We start from the raw sequence: 14,082 nt of genomic DNA, 5'->3' as shown, positions 1-14,082 counted from the left end.
GCGCGCACCAGCCCGATGGCAGCCGGACTCAGTCGCGGACAACGGCCCTGAGGTCCACGGGCACCGCCGTTCGAGCGGACGGGCGGCGGGACAGGAGGTACCCGGTCAGTGCGGCGGCCAGGCCGGCGAGCCCGGCCGTCGCGAACCCGCCCGCCGGCACGGAGAGGTCGATCGCCGCGCCGACAAGCGGGGAGCCGAGGGCGAAACCGGCGCTCTGCGCCGACGACTGCAGACCTGTCGCCTCGCCCCGCACACCGGGTAGCGCGAGTCGGCTCACCGCGTCGGCCACCGTGGAGAGGGTCGGCGCGGTGAGGAGTCCGCTGGCGACGACGGCCACGCACATCCAGCGCCAGTCGTCGGCGAGCCCGACGGGAATCGTCACGAGCCCGAGCAGGCCGAGCAGCAGCCACGTGGGCAGCCGCCAGGTCAGCGTGCCGTAGATCAGTCCGCCGACGACGGACGAGACGCCGAACACCACGACAACCACCGCGGCCCAGGGCACCTGACCGACTTCCCGCAGCGTGGCGACGATGGCGAGGTCGACGCCGCTGAGCAGCGTCGTGGCGCCGAACGCCATCGTCAGCGCGGCGATCATCGGGGCGCGCAGCCACTGCCGGCGCGAGGGGCGCGCCCCGGCTGCGGCGTCCGCCTCGCCCTCGGCGTGCATCGGTGGGTTGAGCAGGGCGATGCCGACGCCGCCGGCCAGGATCGCGGCACCGACCCCCCACGCCATCACGGCGGGGGACGTCGTGGCCGCGCCCAGGATCACCACCGTCGGCCCCACGATGTACGACAGCTCGCCCTGCACCGATTCCAGCGCGAACGCGGGTCGGCGCTGCTCCGCCGTCGTCATCGCCGCTATCGCCTGCCTGCTCACCGCCTGCGCCGGCACCATCAGCAGGCCCGCCACCAGGCTGGCGACCAGCAGGAACTCGTACGGCAGGACCGGCACGCCCAGCCAGAACACGACCTGCACGGTGACCGTCACCAACAGGACGAGGCGCGGGCCCCGCGAGTCGACAACGCGGCCGAGCAGCGGCCCGCCGAGCGCCACTCCGGCGGTCAACGCCGCGGCCACGCCACCCGCCGCCGCGTAGCTCAGCTCCAGGTCGAGGACGACAAAGAGCGTCAGTGCCATCACATCAGCGGTTATCGCGGTGCGGGCGAGCAGCGAGACGCCCAGCAGCGGAGCCATCCCTGGCACGGCGAGCACCTGCCGGTATCCGATCACCCGACTGACGCTAATTCGCGCCACGCGCCATAAGAAGACGTCAGTTTGTTGCGGCCGGCATAATCAATCCTTATGGCCAGGGATCTGGAGACGGCTCTGCTGCGGTCGTTCGTCGCCGCCGTGCGAGAAGGCAGCATCAGCCGTGCCGCGACCGCGATCGGGCATACCCAGTCCGGTCTCAGCCAGCAATTGCGCAGGCTTGAGGGCGTCGTCGGCCGTCCGCTGCTGCACCGGTCGTCGTCGGGCGTCTCCCCGACCCGGGCCGGGGAGGAACTCCTGCCGTACGCCGAACGCATCCTCGCGCTCTCCGCGCAGGCACTCGCCGAAACCGGACGCACGCTCACCGGTCACTGTGGCGTCGGGTTACTCGAAGACCTCGCCGCGTCCCAGCTTCCGCAGGCCCTCGCCGACCTCGCCCGGCTGCACCCCGGCGCGACGCTGGAGGTGCTCAGTTGTTCCAACTCCGCCATGCGGGAGGCCTACGACGCCGGCCGGGTCCACCTGGTCCTCGACGCCTTGCCGGACATCCCTGGGCCGCCGCGCTGGACGGTGCGGTCCCCGCTGGTCTGGGCGACCGGGCCGGGCGTGGACGTGGCCGCCGACCCGCTGCCGGTGGTGTTGTTCTCCAACCCCTGCTCCTGGCGGACGTCCGTGCTGGACACGCTGGAGCGCGCCGACCGGCGCTGGCGGGTCGCGTTCGAGAGCAACAGCCTGGTCGGAGTGCTCGCCGCGGTACGGGCCGGGCTCGGCTTCGCGGCGCTCATGCCCGCGAACCTCGAACCCGTCATGATCTGCCGGGACACCGATGCCCTGCCCGTCCTGCCGGACGTCGAGTTCGGCCTCGCACGGCACCCACGGACCGAGGGTGATCCGCTGATCGACGCCGTGGAGACCGCGCTCCGTCGCATCGTCTGAGCGCGCGCCCGCGTCGTCGGAGCCGGCGGATCACCCACTTCCCGAGCCGACGACCGCCATCATGATCAAAATGCGCCACCGCTGCCTGCTCATCAGCGCGGTCATCGGTCCAGCCCTTACGGGCGCGGCCGGGACAGGCCGAGGATGAGGGCGACGCCGACGCTCAGGTGCAGCAGCGCGAGAGTCGCCTTCGCTCCCCCGCCGACGCCACTCGGCGGCCCGACCACGAGCGACAACAACAGGACCGCGACCGCGACCGAGGTCCACCAGACCCGGGGTCGGGTGGTCCGGCGTTCCAGTACCGCGAGCAGCGCCCAACCGGCCAGCGCCGCGACCGCGGCGGCCACGACGACCGCGGCCACGGTGATCTGCCGGGTCGAACTGCCAGACCTGACCGTCAAATCGACGCCCGCCGCCGAGTGCAGGAGCGTGAACTCGGCCGCCGCCACCAGGATCGCGCCGGCCACCACCGTGGCCCGTCGCGGGAGCACATTTTTCGTCATGCTCCGAGTCTGTGCAGCGGGGTCGGTCGGAACGTCGGTCCGGACGCCGCGGCGGGTACGTCCGCTGGCGGTTGGGCGTACTACCAAAGGAGGTGGTCCGGCCCGTCGCGAGCCCAGTAGCCTGCGCGAATGGATGCGGCGACGTGCGAGGTGGCGCAGCCGAGGACGTGGCGTTTCGTCCCGGTGGGCGTGACGACCGTGGCGATCGGCGTCCTCGTCGCGACCACGCTGTGGTCCGCCGTCCGTTCCAGCTCCGCCGCCCTGGTCGGCATCGACGTCGCGCTGGCGGTGGCCGCGCTGACCCTCGTCCCGGTCGTCGTCCGCCGCCCGGAGATCGGTGGCGTGCTGGCCGGCCTGCTCGTCGCGCTCTCTCCGGTGGCCACGCCGGTGGCCAGCTTCGCGGTGCTGTTCAGCGCCCGCAACCGGCCGTTTCGGCAGGCAGCGGCGACAGCGGCGGTCGGCGTGGCGGGCGAGGCGGCGCAGGCGCTCTGGCGGCCGGTGCCCAGCCTGCCGTACGGCTGGCGGCTGCTGCTGATGGCGATCGCCTACGCGGCCCTGCTCGGCTGGGGCACCTGGGCGCAGGCCCGGCACGCCCTGCTGGCAGCGCTGCGGGATCGGGCCCGGCGGGCCGAGCAGGAGCAGGAACGACGGGTCGTCGAGGCGCGGGCGGCCGAGCGCAACCGGATCGCGCGGGAGATGCACGACGTGCTGGCCCACCGGCTGTCACTGCTGGCGGCGGCCGCCGGCGCGATGGAGTACCGGCCGGACGCTGCGCCCGAGCGGCTCAGCGCCGCCGCCGCGGTGATCCGGGCCAGCGCGCATCACGCCCTCGACGAGCTGCGCGAGGTCATCACGCTGCTGCGCAGCGACGACGCCGAGTCGCCGACCGACGCGCCACCCGGGCAGACCCTCGCCGACCTGCCGCGCCTGCTCGACGAGGCTCGGGCCGCCGGGCAACAGATCGACGTCGACGACCCGCTCGGCCCGCCGGTCGAGATTCCCGCGGCGGTGGGCCGCACCGCGTACCGGATCGTCCAGGAGGCACTGACCAACGCCCGCAAGCACGCGGCCGGCCAACCGGTCCGGCTGGTGCTCGGCGGCGCGCCCGGCTCCGGTCTGCGCATCGCGGTGAGCAACCCGACCACGCCCGGCAGCGGTGCCACCGGCAGCGTTGGCACGGGCCTGATCGGACTCGCCGAACGGGCCGCGCTCACCGGTGGTCGCGTCGCGCACCACGTCGACGCCGCGGGGCGGTTCCACCTCAGCGCATGGCTGCCATGGCCGACGTGACAGGTCCGATCCGGGTCGTCATCGTCGACGACGATGCCCTCGTCCGGGGAATGCTCACGCTGATGCTCGACGGCGCCGACGGAATCGTCGTCGTGGGCGAGGCCGCCGACGGCGCCACGGCGATCACCGCCGTGGACAGCCACAAGCCCGACGTGGTGCTGATGGACATCAGGATGCCCGGCGTCAACGGCATCACCGCCACCGAGCGCCTGCGTCGCCGCCACCGGCCGCCCGAGATCATCGTGCTCACCACGTTCGACACCGACGAGCACGTGGTGCGGGCCCTCCGTGCCGGGGCCAGCGGCTTCCTGCTCAAGGACACCCCGCCGGAGCAGATCAGCCAGGCGGTCCGCGCGGTCGCCGCCGGCAACCCGATGCTGTCTCCGGGCGTGACGCGTCGCCTCATGCGGCGGGTGGCGTCCGGCGCCGCGTCCCAGGAGCGGGCGCGCGAGCGGTTGGCCCTGCTCACGCCCCGGGAACGGGACGTCGTGCTGGCCATCGCGCAGGGGCGCGCCAACGCCGAGATCGCCAGCGAACTGCTGATGAGCGTGACGACGGTGAAGGCCCACGTCTCGCACATCCTGACCAAGCTGGATCTCGACAACCGTACCCAGATCGCCCTGCTCGCCCACGACGGCCGGCTCCTCTGACCGGATCTCCGCGGTCGGAACAGGCGCGCGACCGGGGAATGCCAGGGCCATCCGCGCCCCAACGCATCGGGGATACTTCCGCCGTGCACAACGACCTCGACCAGATCGAAGCGGCATTCGTCGGCACGCCACTGGCTGGTCTGCCGATCGGGCACGGCCCGTTGGGCAGCGTCCTCGTCGCCGACGTCGACCCCGAGCGCCTGCGGGAGGCGTGGCAGGCAGCCGACGCACTGGTGCCGGCCATCGGACGGCTGCCGGTCCTGGTCACCGACGACGACGACGCGATGACGATGCGGCCCGAACCCGAGCAGGGTCCGTCGGTGTCGGAACTGCGCGCGTTCGTCGGGGCCGCGCGGACCTCCGAACCCTGGCTGGCCTACCGCCACCACAGCGAGGACCACGTGGCCGACGAGGGCGAGGTGGAGTACCACGCGCGCGGCGCGGCAGGTGTCGACCTGATGACCCTGGTGTCGGATGTGGTGCTGCCGACTCCGGTCCCCGAGCTGGAGCGGATGCTGTACGAGCGACTGCTCACCAACACCGACCTGCACGCCCAGGTGCTGGACAGCGTGCGGTTGGTGACGCAGTTCGACTACTGGTACACGCCGGACAGCGTCCTGCTCATGTTGCTGCCCACCACCGACGTCCGCGCATGCGCGTACTGGGTGGACTTCTTCGGTGCGCTGACCCTGGAGGACCAACAGGAGCTCGCCGAGGTGCTGGCGCAGTGGCGGCACCGGTGGGATGCCCGTCTGGTCGCGTCCTGGGGCACCATGCTCCAGTTCCAGGTGGGTCGTCGCCCGACGCCGGGCGAGGACGCGTGGGCCGCCGCCGGTCAACTCAAGGCGCTCGCCCCGAACCTCGAGCTGAGCCGGTGGGAGGTCGCCGTTGCCCTGTCGGCCGGCGACGCGTGGTTCGTGCACAATCGCCCCTGACCTGGACGTGCATCCGGACAGCGCCTCGTTCTTCCGGAAACCGGGGTGTCCGGGCTCGACGGACACCCCAGTTTCACCGAAGCCGTGCCCGTGCCGAGGTCCTGGATCAGGAGCCGACGGAGACGCTGGTCGCGGTTCCGTCGGCGCCGGTGACACGGACGTCGGTGGCGCTGGCGGGTAGGAGTGCGGCGTTGCGACCGGCGTCCTGCCATTGCCCGTCGCCGACCCGGTAGCTCAGCGCCGACCCCTCGGCGGCGACGAAAGCGCCCTGGTTGTCGGGCAGTCGTAGCCGGACCGGCAGGGGTGCCCGCCAGTCCACGGTCGCGCTGGCGACCGCCTCGAAGGGCAGGTTTCTGCCGGCGAGCAGGGCGATGACACGGGAGGGATCGTCGTCGTACTGGATGGTTTCCACGAGGAGCCGCCGACCGTCGGGGGTTGCCCCGTAGACCGACAGACGGGGTGATCCGTTGTGCGTGTGCACACCCACCGGGTCGAGGTAGTCGGCGATGGCCTCGGCGGGCGCGCTCACCTCTTCGGCAGCCGGATCGACTCCCCACACCTGCTCGGTGCCGGGCAACGTGTGACGGAGAAGCGGCGACGCGGGCCGGTCCTTCCCATCGGGAAAGAGGATCAGCGACGTGTTGCCGATGTGGAGCGCGTTCATCCGGCTCACTGGCGTCCTGGCGAGCGCGACGGTGAGCTTCGTGCGCTGTGGGGGCACCGACAGCGCTGCCGCACCGTCGCGGAACGCCACCGGTGTGAACGTCCGCTCGACCTTGCCACCGGGCAGATAGCGCAGTTCCGCGGAGAACTCCACCGCCTGTCCGAAGTCGAGGACGAGGAGCACGTCGCGTTGGGATCCGAGCAGTGTGGCCTGTTCGAGGCCATCCGTTCCCGAATCGTCAAGCCGCGTCAGGGTGCCGATGCGTGGGCCGTCGGCGGTGGGTTCGACAAACCCCACCGACCTGTCGTTCGTGGTGTCCCCGGCGACGTAGGCGGCCGGGCCAGCGGGTGTGTTACCGGCCCAGACCACGTGCGGCTCGCCGCGCGTCCCCTCTCCGATCTGCTTGAGATGACGCTCCCACGCCTCGCGGACCTGCCGCAGGTACCCGTCGTCGGCGGCCAGGTCGCCGCGTGTGGGCTCGTCGAACAGCGGCGCGACGACCGGCGCATCACCTCCTTCGCCGGCCAGCCGGAGCCCACCGGCCACCGGGATGGCCACCACGGCCGCGCAGACAGCCGCCAACACGGCCCGGCGGCGCACGACCCGGCGCCGCCCGCCCCGGCGCACCGCACCGAGCAGACCCGCCGGGGAGACCAGATCGTCCGTCGCGCGTTGCAAGATCTCGCGCACGTCAGTGTCGTTCATCGTCATCGCGAACCCCCGCTTTCCGTGATGGGCATGGCGAGACTCGACTCCGCCAGCGCCTCCCGCAGCCGCGCCAACCCACGGGAGGCGTGACTCTTCACCGCACCCTCGGAGCAGGCCATCGCCGCCGCGACGTCGGCGACCGGCAGATCCTCCAGGTAACGGAGCACGACCACGGCCCGCTGCCGGGCCGGCAACGTCCGCAGCGCCCCGACGACCAGCTCGCGAACCGCGACGGCGTCGGCATGGTCTCCGGCAACCCCGTCGTGGTCACCGAGCGCCCGTTCCGGACGTCGGGCACGCCAACGCCACCGATTGATCGACCGATTGACCAGCGCACGCCGTGCGTACGCCTCCGGGCTGCTCTGCACCCGACGCCAGCGGACGTACACCTGCTCCAGCACCTCCTGAAGCAGGTCCTCTGCCGCGTGCCGATCCCCGGTCAACAGGAAGGCGACCCGTAACAGCACCACCGACCGGGCGCGCACGAAGTCATCGAACTCCGCCCCACGCGAATCACTCATCCGACCTCCCGGGCCTCGTCAACCAGCAAGACACCGCGTCGGCCCACGAGGTTTACCGGTCCGGCGAATCCATCTCCTCGGCCCACCGCCGCCCGATCCGGTCGGGGGGCACCCACTCATACCAGGAGTGTCAGCCACGGACCGCAAGCGGACCGCCCGCGGGGTTTCGCCGGCTGTTGCTGGCGGGTAGCGGATGGTTCATGAACCGCAATCTCGTCAAGGCCCTCCAGGTTGCCTGGGAGCTGCCCGAGTTCCGCAGCGGGCTGCGCCACCTCATCGATCTCGACGAGGTGGCGCTGCTGCTGGCCACGCTGTCCGTCGCGGATCACGACCGTGAGGTCGAGCGCAGCCTGTTGAACCTGCTGCGGTCCGCCCTGGACACGACCGAGATTCGGGAAGCCGTGCTGCTGCTACTGGAGCAGGACGAGGTACGTCGGCCGCTCGTCGCGGCGGCGGTGGAGCCGCTTGCGGACCGGCCGGGTCAGGCTGCCGCCATCGCCTCGGCGGCGGAGGATCCCGTGGTGCGGCGTGAGATGCGCGCCGTGCTGGACAGCGCCAAGGTGCGCGAGCTGATCTGGCAGGCGATCGACAACCAGGTCAGCGACAACCGGTTCGGCCTGATCCGGCAGGTGGCGGTGCTGTTCGTACGGCATCCGAGCGTCCGGCGGCTGGTGTGGGCCATGCGCCGGCACGGGGTGCTGCGCGAACTACGCCGCAACCCCTGAGCTGCGCCGGGTCAGCGCTGCGGGCGGTGGTCGACCGTGAGCTGGCGGCCTCTCATTCCGGCCGGCCGAAGTGGTGCGTGAGCGAGGCGCGCAGCGTGTCGACGGTCCCGGCGGACCAGGCGACGAAGCAGTCGGGACGCACGAGCAACGCCGTCGCGGTCGTGCCCTCCAGCGCGCCGGTGATCACGTCGACGCGGTCTCGCCACGGTGCGGCGACCTCGGCGTAGGCACCCGTGGAGTCCAGCAGCAGCGGCCGGGCGGCGCGGGTCAGCTCGGCGAGGCGCACCGGGCCGTGGTGACCGTGCACGACCACGTCGGGTGCCGAGCGACCGGCAAACGGGTCGGCGGGGTCGGCGGGGTAGCGAACGTCCGCGCCGGACATCAGCGCCGCGATGTGCCCGGTCACCTCCGGCTTGCGCAGCAGTTCGGCGAAGAGTTCCCGCAGTCCGCTGATCTCGTCGCCGGGACCGATGAGCGCCGACTGTGCCTGGGTGGACATGACGACCCGTTCGGCGACCGGGCGACGCTCGCTCTCGTACGTGTCGAGCAGGCCCTGCGGCGCCCAGCCGCGGACCGTGGCGGCAAGCTTCCAACCCAGGTTGACGGCGTCCTGCAGGCCCAGGTTGAGGCCGGGACCGCCGATCGCGGGGTGCACGTGCGCGGCGTCGCCGACCAGCAGCACCCGGCCGGCGCGGTAGCGGCCGGCGATGCGGGTGTTCTGACCGGTCAGCCGCCGCAGCAGGCCGGGGCCGTCCGGCGCGCCGACCGGGACGTCGGCGCCGAGCACCCGGGCGACGCTGGCGCGTAGCTCCACCAGGCTCATCGGGGTCTCGTCGGTCGGCTGCGTGTCGAGCCACTCCGTCGTGCTCAGGATCGCCGGACGGCCGGGGAACGGCGCCCACACGATCAGACCGCGTGCGGTGCGGGTGTGCAGGAAGGGCGGGACGACGCCGAAGCCGGGGGCGCTCAGACCGCCGGTCTCGGGATCGAGGGATGACGCGGGGATGGTCACGGTCGCGGTGCGGGAGACCGACCGGTCGTTCGTGACGCCGGGAAAGTCGATGCCGGCGAGGCGGCGCACCGCGCTGCGACCACCGTCGGCGCCGACGAGGAAGCGGGCGCTGAGCTGCGTACCGTCGGCAAGGCTGACCTCGACCGCGTCGGCGCGTTGGCGGAGGTCGACGACCTCGTGGCCGCGGCGCAGGTCGACACCGAGCTCGGCGGCTCGGGCGGCGAGGGCGGCCTCGAGCTGGGCCTGCGGTGCGCCGAGCACGTAGTGCGGGTTCTCCGCGAGCATCGTGAGATCCAGCGGAAACGCGCCAAAGGTGAAGGCTGGTTGCGGGCTCGGCGGGGTGCTCTCGCCGCTGAGCCGCGCGTAGAGGCCGCGGCGGTCGAGCAGGCGGACGACCTGGCCGACGAGACCGTTGGCGCGGGGCTCGCCGGTGGGCGTGGCCTGACGTTCGAGGACGACAGGGTGAACGCCGGCGAGGGCCAGCTCGCCGGCGAGCATGAGGCCGTTGGGACCGGCTCCGACGATGAGGACATCGATCACTGCGGTGATCCTTTCGGGGCATGCGTCATCGCCACGGCAGGCGCGGCACGCGGCCGGCCCGTCGCGGGGGTGACGCGGCTGAGGACGTGGGTGGGGCGGTACGTGAGCGGGGGCCGGGCCTCAGCGGGGCGGCGCCGGGAGGCCGGCGGCGAGCTGGGTGAAGGCGTCGGTGATGAGGCACTCGATCGGGGCGGGCGGGTCGGCGCTGTCGAGATAGTGCTGCACGGCGACGGCGACGCCGGCGCTGGCGGCAGCCGCGACGAGCCTCGGATACATGTCGGTGGCGAGGTCGGTGCCGGTGCGCTCGGCGACCGCGGCGGCCAGCTCGGCCTCGGCGACCGCGGCGGCCCGCAGCCGCTCGCCCTGGAGTGCGGGCTCGGCGAGCATGGCACGGACGCCGGCTACCCACTGGGCGTGCGCGGGGGATGGCATCGCCTCGACCTCGGGGCCGCGGGTGAACTGCTCCAGCGCGGCCTGGGTGAGCGCCGCCCAGAGCGGCTCGTCGGCGCGGCGTTCGCGCAGCGCGGCGGCGGTGCGCAGACTGCGGTCGAGATGGCGGGAGGCGATCGCCTCGGCCTTGCTGGAGAAGTAGTTGTTGAAGGTACGCGGGGACACCCCGGCCGCCTCGGCGATGTCCTCGACGCGGACGTTGTCGTAGCCGCGCTCGGCGGTGAGGTGGATCGCGGCCCAGCCGAGCGCCGCCCGCGTCTCGGCTTTCTTGCGCTCCCGCAGCCCCGTCATGCCACCACGGTAGCACTTCTTGCGTGGCACGCAAATATGCGTACCACGCAAGAATGTCCGACCGGGTGCTAGTAGGTGAAGGACCAGAGGAAGTAGAAGCCGGGCGCGTTGGGGCCGTACTGCCGGTACTCGCAGTAGTACCAGCTCCACAGGCCGGTCCGGACGCCCTCGCTGCCATAGCTGTTGCAGAACTGCCCGTCGGAGTAGACATTGCGCAGCGTGCCGCCCTGCGGGTCCGCCGCAGCCGGAGTGACGCCGGTCCCGACCAGCCCACCCAGTGCGAGCGTCACCGCCACCACCAGGGTCGCCCATCTGCGTCCACGCATGAAGTCTCCTCCCGCCACCGTCCGCGGCGCACCGACGCTCCCCATCGAGCCAGGGCCGAGACATCGAAGTTCGTAAAAGTAAGGCTTGCATGGGCGGGCGCGATCCGATTCCCGACAACGGGCTGCGCTACCGCGATGATCCGCCAGCGTGATCTCCATCGAACGGGCATCCACCCTGGCCACGCGGGGTCAGCCCGAGACGCCCGCCGCGCCTCCAGCGCGGTCGATGAGATCGAGGCCGGTCAGGTCGGCCGAGAGCGCCCAGAGCCGGGCCGCCGTACTGCTGTCGTCGGGGCCGCCGTCGGTGACCTGGCAGTCCGCGCAGTAGTCGCCGCCGTACGCGTCGAGGTGGGGTGAGGTGGCGGCCCAGACCTGGGTCGCCGCGCCCTGCTCGACGGTCTTGAACAGGCCCGGCGCGGGAGTGCCGTCCGCGTCGATCCAGCCGGCGGCGACCATCTCCTCGACCGTGAGGTGTCGTTGCAGCGGAGTCTGGATGTAGCCCGGGTTGACGGAGAAGGCGCGGACCCGGTGCGGTCTGCCGAGCAGGCCGAGGTGGCGGGCGAACAGGATGTTCGCGAGCTTGGACTGGGTGTAGGCCTCCCATTTGTCGTAGCCGCGCTCGAACTGCACGTCGTCCCACCGAATCCGCCACGACGGGTCGCGGCCGGAAGCGACCGAGACGACCCGGGCAGCACCGGAGGCGGCGAGCGCCGGCCACAGCAGATTCACCAGCGCGTGGTGACCGAGGTGGTTGATCGCGAACTGCGCCTCCCAGCCGGGTCCCACCCGCGTCTGGGGGCACGCCATGACCCCTGCTCCCGCGACCAGGATGTCGAGGGCCGGATGCCTGCGGAGAAACCGTTCGGCGAACGCCCGGACGGAGGCGAGGTCGGCGAGGTCGATCTGGTCGACCTCGACCCCGGCTGCGCCGGCGAGCGCCTGCCGCGCCGCGTCCGGTCGGCGGGCGGGGACGACGACGCGAGCCCCGGCCTGGGTGAGCGCGCGGGTGGTGGCGAGACCTAGGCCGGAGTAGCCGCCGGTGACGACGGCAGTCCTGCCGGTGAGGTCGACTCCGGCGAGGACGTCTCCGGTCGTGCTGTGGGCGCCGAACATGGTGTGGGTCGTCTCGCTGGTCATGCCGGCGACGCTAGGCGCTAGACCGTGGTCTAGGTCAACGGGCTGCGCAGCTACGGGCTACGGTCGGGGCTGTGTCGGACAGGGACCTGAGCATCGGACAGGTGGCGCAGCGCACCGGGTTGAGCGTGCACACCCTACGGCTCTACGAACGTAAGGGTCTGCTGGCCAGCGAGGTGCGGCGGGACGGATCCGGCAGGCGTGTCTACAGCGCCTGGGATGTGCAGTGGTTGGCGAACTGCGTGAAGTTCCGGGCCTCCGGGATGCCGCTCGCGACGATCGGCCGCCTGGCCCAGCTCGTCCGCGAGGGCACCGGCAACGAGGCCGAACGGCTCGAACTGCTTCGCGATCACCAGCGGCACATCACCGAGCAGCTCGCGCAGCTGAGCGACTGCCTCGATCTCGTCATCGCCAAGGTGGCCAGCTATGAGCAACACCTCGCCGCCGGCGCGACCGGAGACCCCTGGCAGCGGCAACCCCGGCCCGCCGCGCAGGCGGAGCGGTGCGCAACCGCGCCTCGGTCGCCGTCCACATCCACAACTGTCCGGGCAGAATCTCGGGGTGAGTAACGAAAAGGTGTGACCCATTCCGTCCGGCGCTGGCCGACCTGCTGGGCCGCGAGGATCCACACGCACGATGGAAGGATTTCAGACGTGGCAGCCCACGCACCGCGCACTCCGCAGCAACGCAAGCAGGACACTCTCGCCCGCCTCGACCGCGACCTGGACGCGTGGGTCGCCTCAGCCGACCGGGACGGCAACGCCCACCTGGTGCCACTCTCCTTTCTCTGGGACAGCGTGGCCCTCACCCTGGCCACGGCCGAGTCCAGCCCGACCGCGCGCAATCTGCGTGCCTCTGGACGAGTGCGGATGTCGGTAGGAACGACCCGCGACGTGGTGCTCATCGACGGCACCGTCGAGACGTTCTCGCGCGAGACCGTACCGGTCGATCTGGCCGACGACTTCGCCGCGAAGCTCTGGGACGCTCGGGTCGGCACAACCCGCTACGCGTACCTCCGAGTGACGCCTCGCCGGATACAGGCGTGGCGGGAGGAGAACGAGCTTGCCGGGCGGGACCTGATGCGTGCCGGTCAGTGGCTCGTCTGAGCGGCCGTGGCCCCGCCGGAAAGGCCGGCAACCGGCATCGCGCTCAGTCGTCTGCCTCCGCTCCCTCGATTCGAGACGGTGTGCCATCCGGCCGGTCTCGCTCCTGTACCAGACGTGCCCGCCGGGTCGCCACGGAGGAACTGGCGCCCGCCGGGTCGGACATGGCGGTTACCGGAGGTGGCATTGCATCCAGGCCAGTGTGGCGTCGGCGACCTCACGCCAGCCGCCGTCGACCGGCATCGAGTGCCCGCGGTCGGGAAACTCCTGGTAGTCGGTGACCGCAGAGGAGGCGCGGTACCGCTGGACCGTCGCCCTGACGACGGCCGTGGGCGCGCTGTGGTCCCTACCGCCCGCAACCATGAGCAGTGGTCCCCGGGCCGGGTTGGCAGCGTCGATCGTGGCTGGTGAGCGTCGGGAGAGGTTCGCGGACACCAGCTCGAAGACCGGCCTGCCGGGTGACGGGATGACCCACTGTCGATGCAGACGGTCGGATTCGAGGGCGGTGAGCGCGTTGCCGTGGCTGTAGCGGAACTGCCGATCGGTCAGCGATATCGCCCGCCGCCGGTTGGCCGGGTTGCGCAGCAGGGGCCAGCCCACCGGAATACTCGACGGCGCGCGGTTCGCCACACCCTTGATGGGTGGAGGTTGCAGCGCCACCGCCGCCGCCGCGAGGTCCTGATCGAGGAGGCGCTGCGCCACCAGGCCGCCGGTCGAGTGGCCGATGACGACCGGCCGTTCGCCGAGCGTGCCGATGACCTGTGCGTAGTGCGCGACGATGTCGTCGATGCCGACGCCAGCGACCCGGTGCGGCTCGTGTCGCGCTTCTGCGACTGTGCTCGGCTCACCCGGCCAGCCTGGATTCAGCGGGTCATATCCCGCCGTCCGGAACAGCTCGACCCAGCTGGCCCAGGACGTGGCGTGCAGGAACATGCCATGGACGAACACCACGGGCGTGCCTGTCGCTGCCATCTCCCCACCTCCCGAGGGCACCTACCCTACGAACCGGCGCTGCGGGATGTCCTCCCTCGGCCGAGGGAGGACATCCCGCAGACGGGTGACGGCCGGCACGCCGCGCGGTGGG

16 protein-coding genes are annotated in these 14,082 nt (G+C 72.0%); 7 read left to right on the top strand and 9 right to left on the bottom strand.

Annotated features, from left to right (window positions below; all coding sequences use genetic code 11):
- Window positions 1-28: 28 nt before the first annotated feature.
- Window positions 29-1,231, bottom strand: a complete 1,203-nt coding sequence (locus tag ACFYPM_RS22635; protein WP_387200165.1) for an MFS transporter — start codon at window positions 1,229-1,231, stop codon at window positions 29-31.
- 72 nt (window positions 1,232-1,303) lie between these two features.
- Between ACFYPM_RS22635 and ACFYPM_RS22630 the strand changes: the two genes are divergently transcribed.
- On the top strand, window positions 1,304-2,146 hold the full coding sequence (locus tag ACFYPM_RS22630; RefSeq protein ID WP_387200162.1) for a LysR substrate-binding domain-containing protein: 843 nt from the start codon (window positions 1,304-1,306) through the stop codon (window positions 2,144-2,146).
- Window positions 2,147-2,262: 116 nt separating this feature from the next.
- Here the strand turns inward: ACFYPM_RS22630 and ACFYPM_RS22625 are convergent, their stop codons facing one another.
- On the bottom strand, window positions 2,263-2,649 hold the full coding sequence (locus tag ACFYPM_RS22625) for a DUF6069 family protein (protein ID WP_387200159.1): 387 nt from the start codon (window positions 2,647-2,649) through the stop codon (window positions 2,263-2,265).
- Window positions 2,650-2,778: 129 nt separating this feature from the next.
- Here ACFYPM_RS22625 and ACFYPM_RS22620 point away from each other — a divergent pair, with 129 nt between their 5' ends.
- The 3 genes from ACFYPM_RS22620 to ACFYPM_RS22610 all read left to right on the top strand — a co-directional run bounded on the left by ACFYPM_RS22620 (window position 2,779) and on the right by ACFYPM_RS22610 (window position 5,524).
- Entirely contained in the window at window positions 2,779-3,939 is a 1,161-nt protein-coding gene (locus ACFYPM_RS22620; RefSeq protein WP_387200156.1) for a sensor histidine kinase, read from the top strand.
- On the top strand, window positions 3,927-4,589 hold the full coding sequence (locus tag ACFYPM_RS22615; RefSeq protein WP_387200154.1) for a response regulator: 663 nt from the start codon (window positions 3,927-3,929) through the stop codon (window positions 4,587-4,589). The genes ACFYPM_RS22620 and ACFYPM_RS22615 overlap by 13 nt, the downstream gene beginning before the upstream one ends.
- An 83-nt stretch (window positions 4,590-4,672) precedes the next feature.
- Window positions 4,673-5,524, top strand: coding sequence for a DUF4253 domain-containing protein (locus ACFYPM_RS22610; protein ID WP_387200152.1), 852 nt, complete (start codon window positions 4,673-4,675; stop codon window positions 5,522-5,524).
- A gap of 106 nt (window positions 5,525-5,630) precedes the next feature.
- Here the strand turns inward: ACFYPM_RS22610 and ACFYPM_RS22605 are convergent, their stop codons facing one another.
- On the bottom strand, window positions 5,631-6,893 hold the full coding sequence (locus tag ACFYPM_RS22605) for a hypothetical protein (protein WP_387200149.1): 1,263 nt from the start codon (window positions 6,891-6,893) through the stop codon (window positions 5,631-5,633).
- Window positions 6,894-6,895: 2 nt separating this feature from the next.
- Entirely contained in the window at window positions 6,896-7,417 is a 522-nt protein-coding gene (locus ACFYPM_RS22600; RefSeq protein WP_387200146.1) for a SigE family RNA polymerase sigma factor, read from the bottom strand.
- Between the two features lie 200 nt (window positions 7,418-7,617).
- On the opposite strand from ACFYPM_RS22600, the gene ACFYPM_RS22595 reads away from it, so the two are divergent.
- Entirely contained in the window at window positions 7,618-8,142 is a 525-nt protein-coding gene (locus ACFYPM_RS22595) for a hypothetical protein (protein WP_387200143.1), read from the top strand.
- A gap of 52 nt (window positions 8,143-8,194) precedes the next feature.
- Here ACFYPM_RS22595 and ACFYPM_RS22590 read toward each other — a convergent pair whose 3' ends face one another.
- The 4 genes from ACFYPM_RS22590 to ACFYPM_RS22575 form a co-directional block, all read right to left on the bottom strand.
- Complete coding sequence (locus tag ACFYPM_RS22590; RefSeq protein WP_387200140.1) at window positions 8,195-9,694, bottom strand: FAD-dependent monooxygenase; 1,500 nt, start codon at window positions 9,692-9,694, stop codon at window positions 8,195-8,197.
- 120 nt (window positions 9,695-9,814) lie between these two features.
- On the bottom strand, window positions 9,815-10,435 hold the full coding sequence (locus ACFYPM_RS22585) for a TetR/AcrR family transcriptional regulator (RefSeq protein ID WP_387200137.1): 621 nt from the start codon (window positions 10,433-10,435) through the stop codon (window positions 9,815-9,817).
- A gap of 68 nt (window positions 10,436-10,503) precedes the next feature.
- On the bottom strand, window positions 10,504-10,761 hold the full coding sequence (locus ACFYPM_RS22580) for a hypothetical protein (RefSeq protein ID WP_387200134.1): 258 nt from the start codon (window positions 10,759-10,761) through the stop codon (window positions 10,504-10,506).
- A gap of 189 nt (window positions 10,762-10,950) precedes the next feature.
- Window positions 10,951-11,898 (bottom strand): oxidoreductase, encoded by a 948-nt coding sequence (locus ACFYPM_RS22575; protein WP_387200132.1) that lies wholly within the window; start codon window positions 11,896-11,898, stop codon window positions 10,951-10,953.
- 71 nt (window positions 11,899-11,969) lie between these two features.
- Between ACFYPM_RS22575 and ACFYPM_RS22570 the strand changes: the two genes are divergently transcribed.
- Window positions 11,970-12,464 carry a MerR family transcriptional regulator gene (locus ACFYPM_RS22570; RefSeq protein ID WP_387200128.1) on the top strand — a complete coding sequence of 165 codons (495 nt, stop codon included), beginning with the start codon at window positions 11,970-11,972 and terminating at the stop codon, window positions 12,462-12,464.
- 84 nt (window positions 12,465-12,548) lie between these two features.
- Entirely contained in the window at window positions 12,549-13,001 is a 453-nt protein-coding gene (locus ACFYPM_RS22565) for a pyridoxamine 5'-phosphate oxidase family protein (RefSeq protein WP_387200125.1), read from the top strand.
- A 168-nt stretch (window positions 13,002-13,169) separates the two neighbouring features.
- Here ACFYPM_RS22565 and ACFYPM_RS22560 read toward each other — a convergent pair whose 3' ends face one another.
- Entirely contained in the window at window positions 13,170-13,970 is an 801-nt protein-coding gene (locus ACFYPM_RS22560; RefSeq protein WP_387200122.1) for an alpha/beta hydrolase, read from the bottom strand.
- Window positions 13,971-14,082 lie beyond the last annotated feature (112 nt).

The organism is Micromonospora sp. NPDC005203 (genome assembly GCF_042872705.1).
GTDB lineage: Bacteria > Actinomycetota > Actinomycetes > Mycobacteriales > Micromonosporaceae > Micromonospora.
Note: the sequence above shows the minus strand (reverse complement) of the source record. Positions and strands in the feature narration are given on the sequence as shown.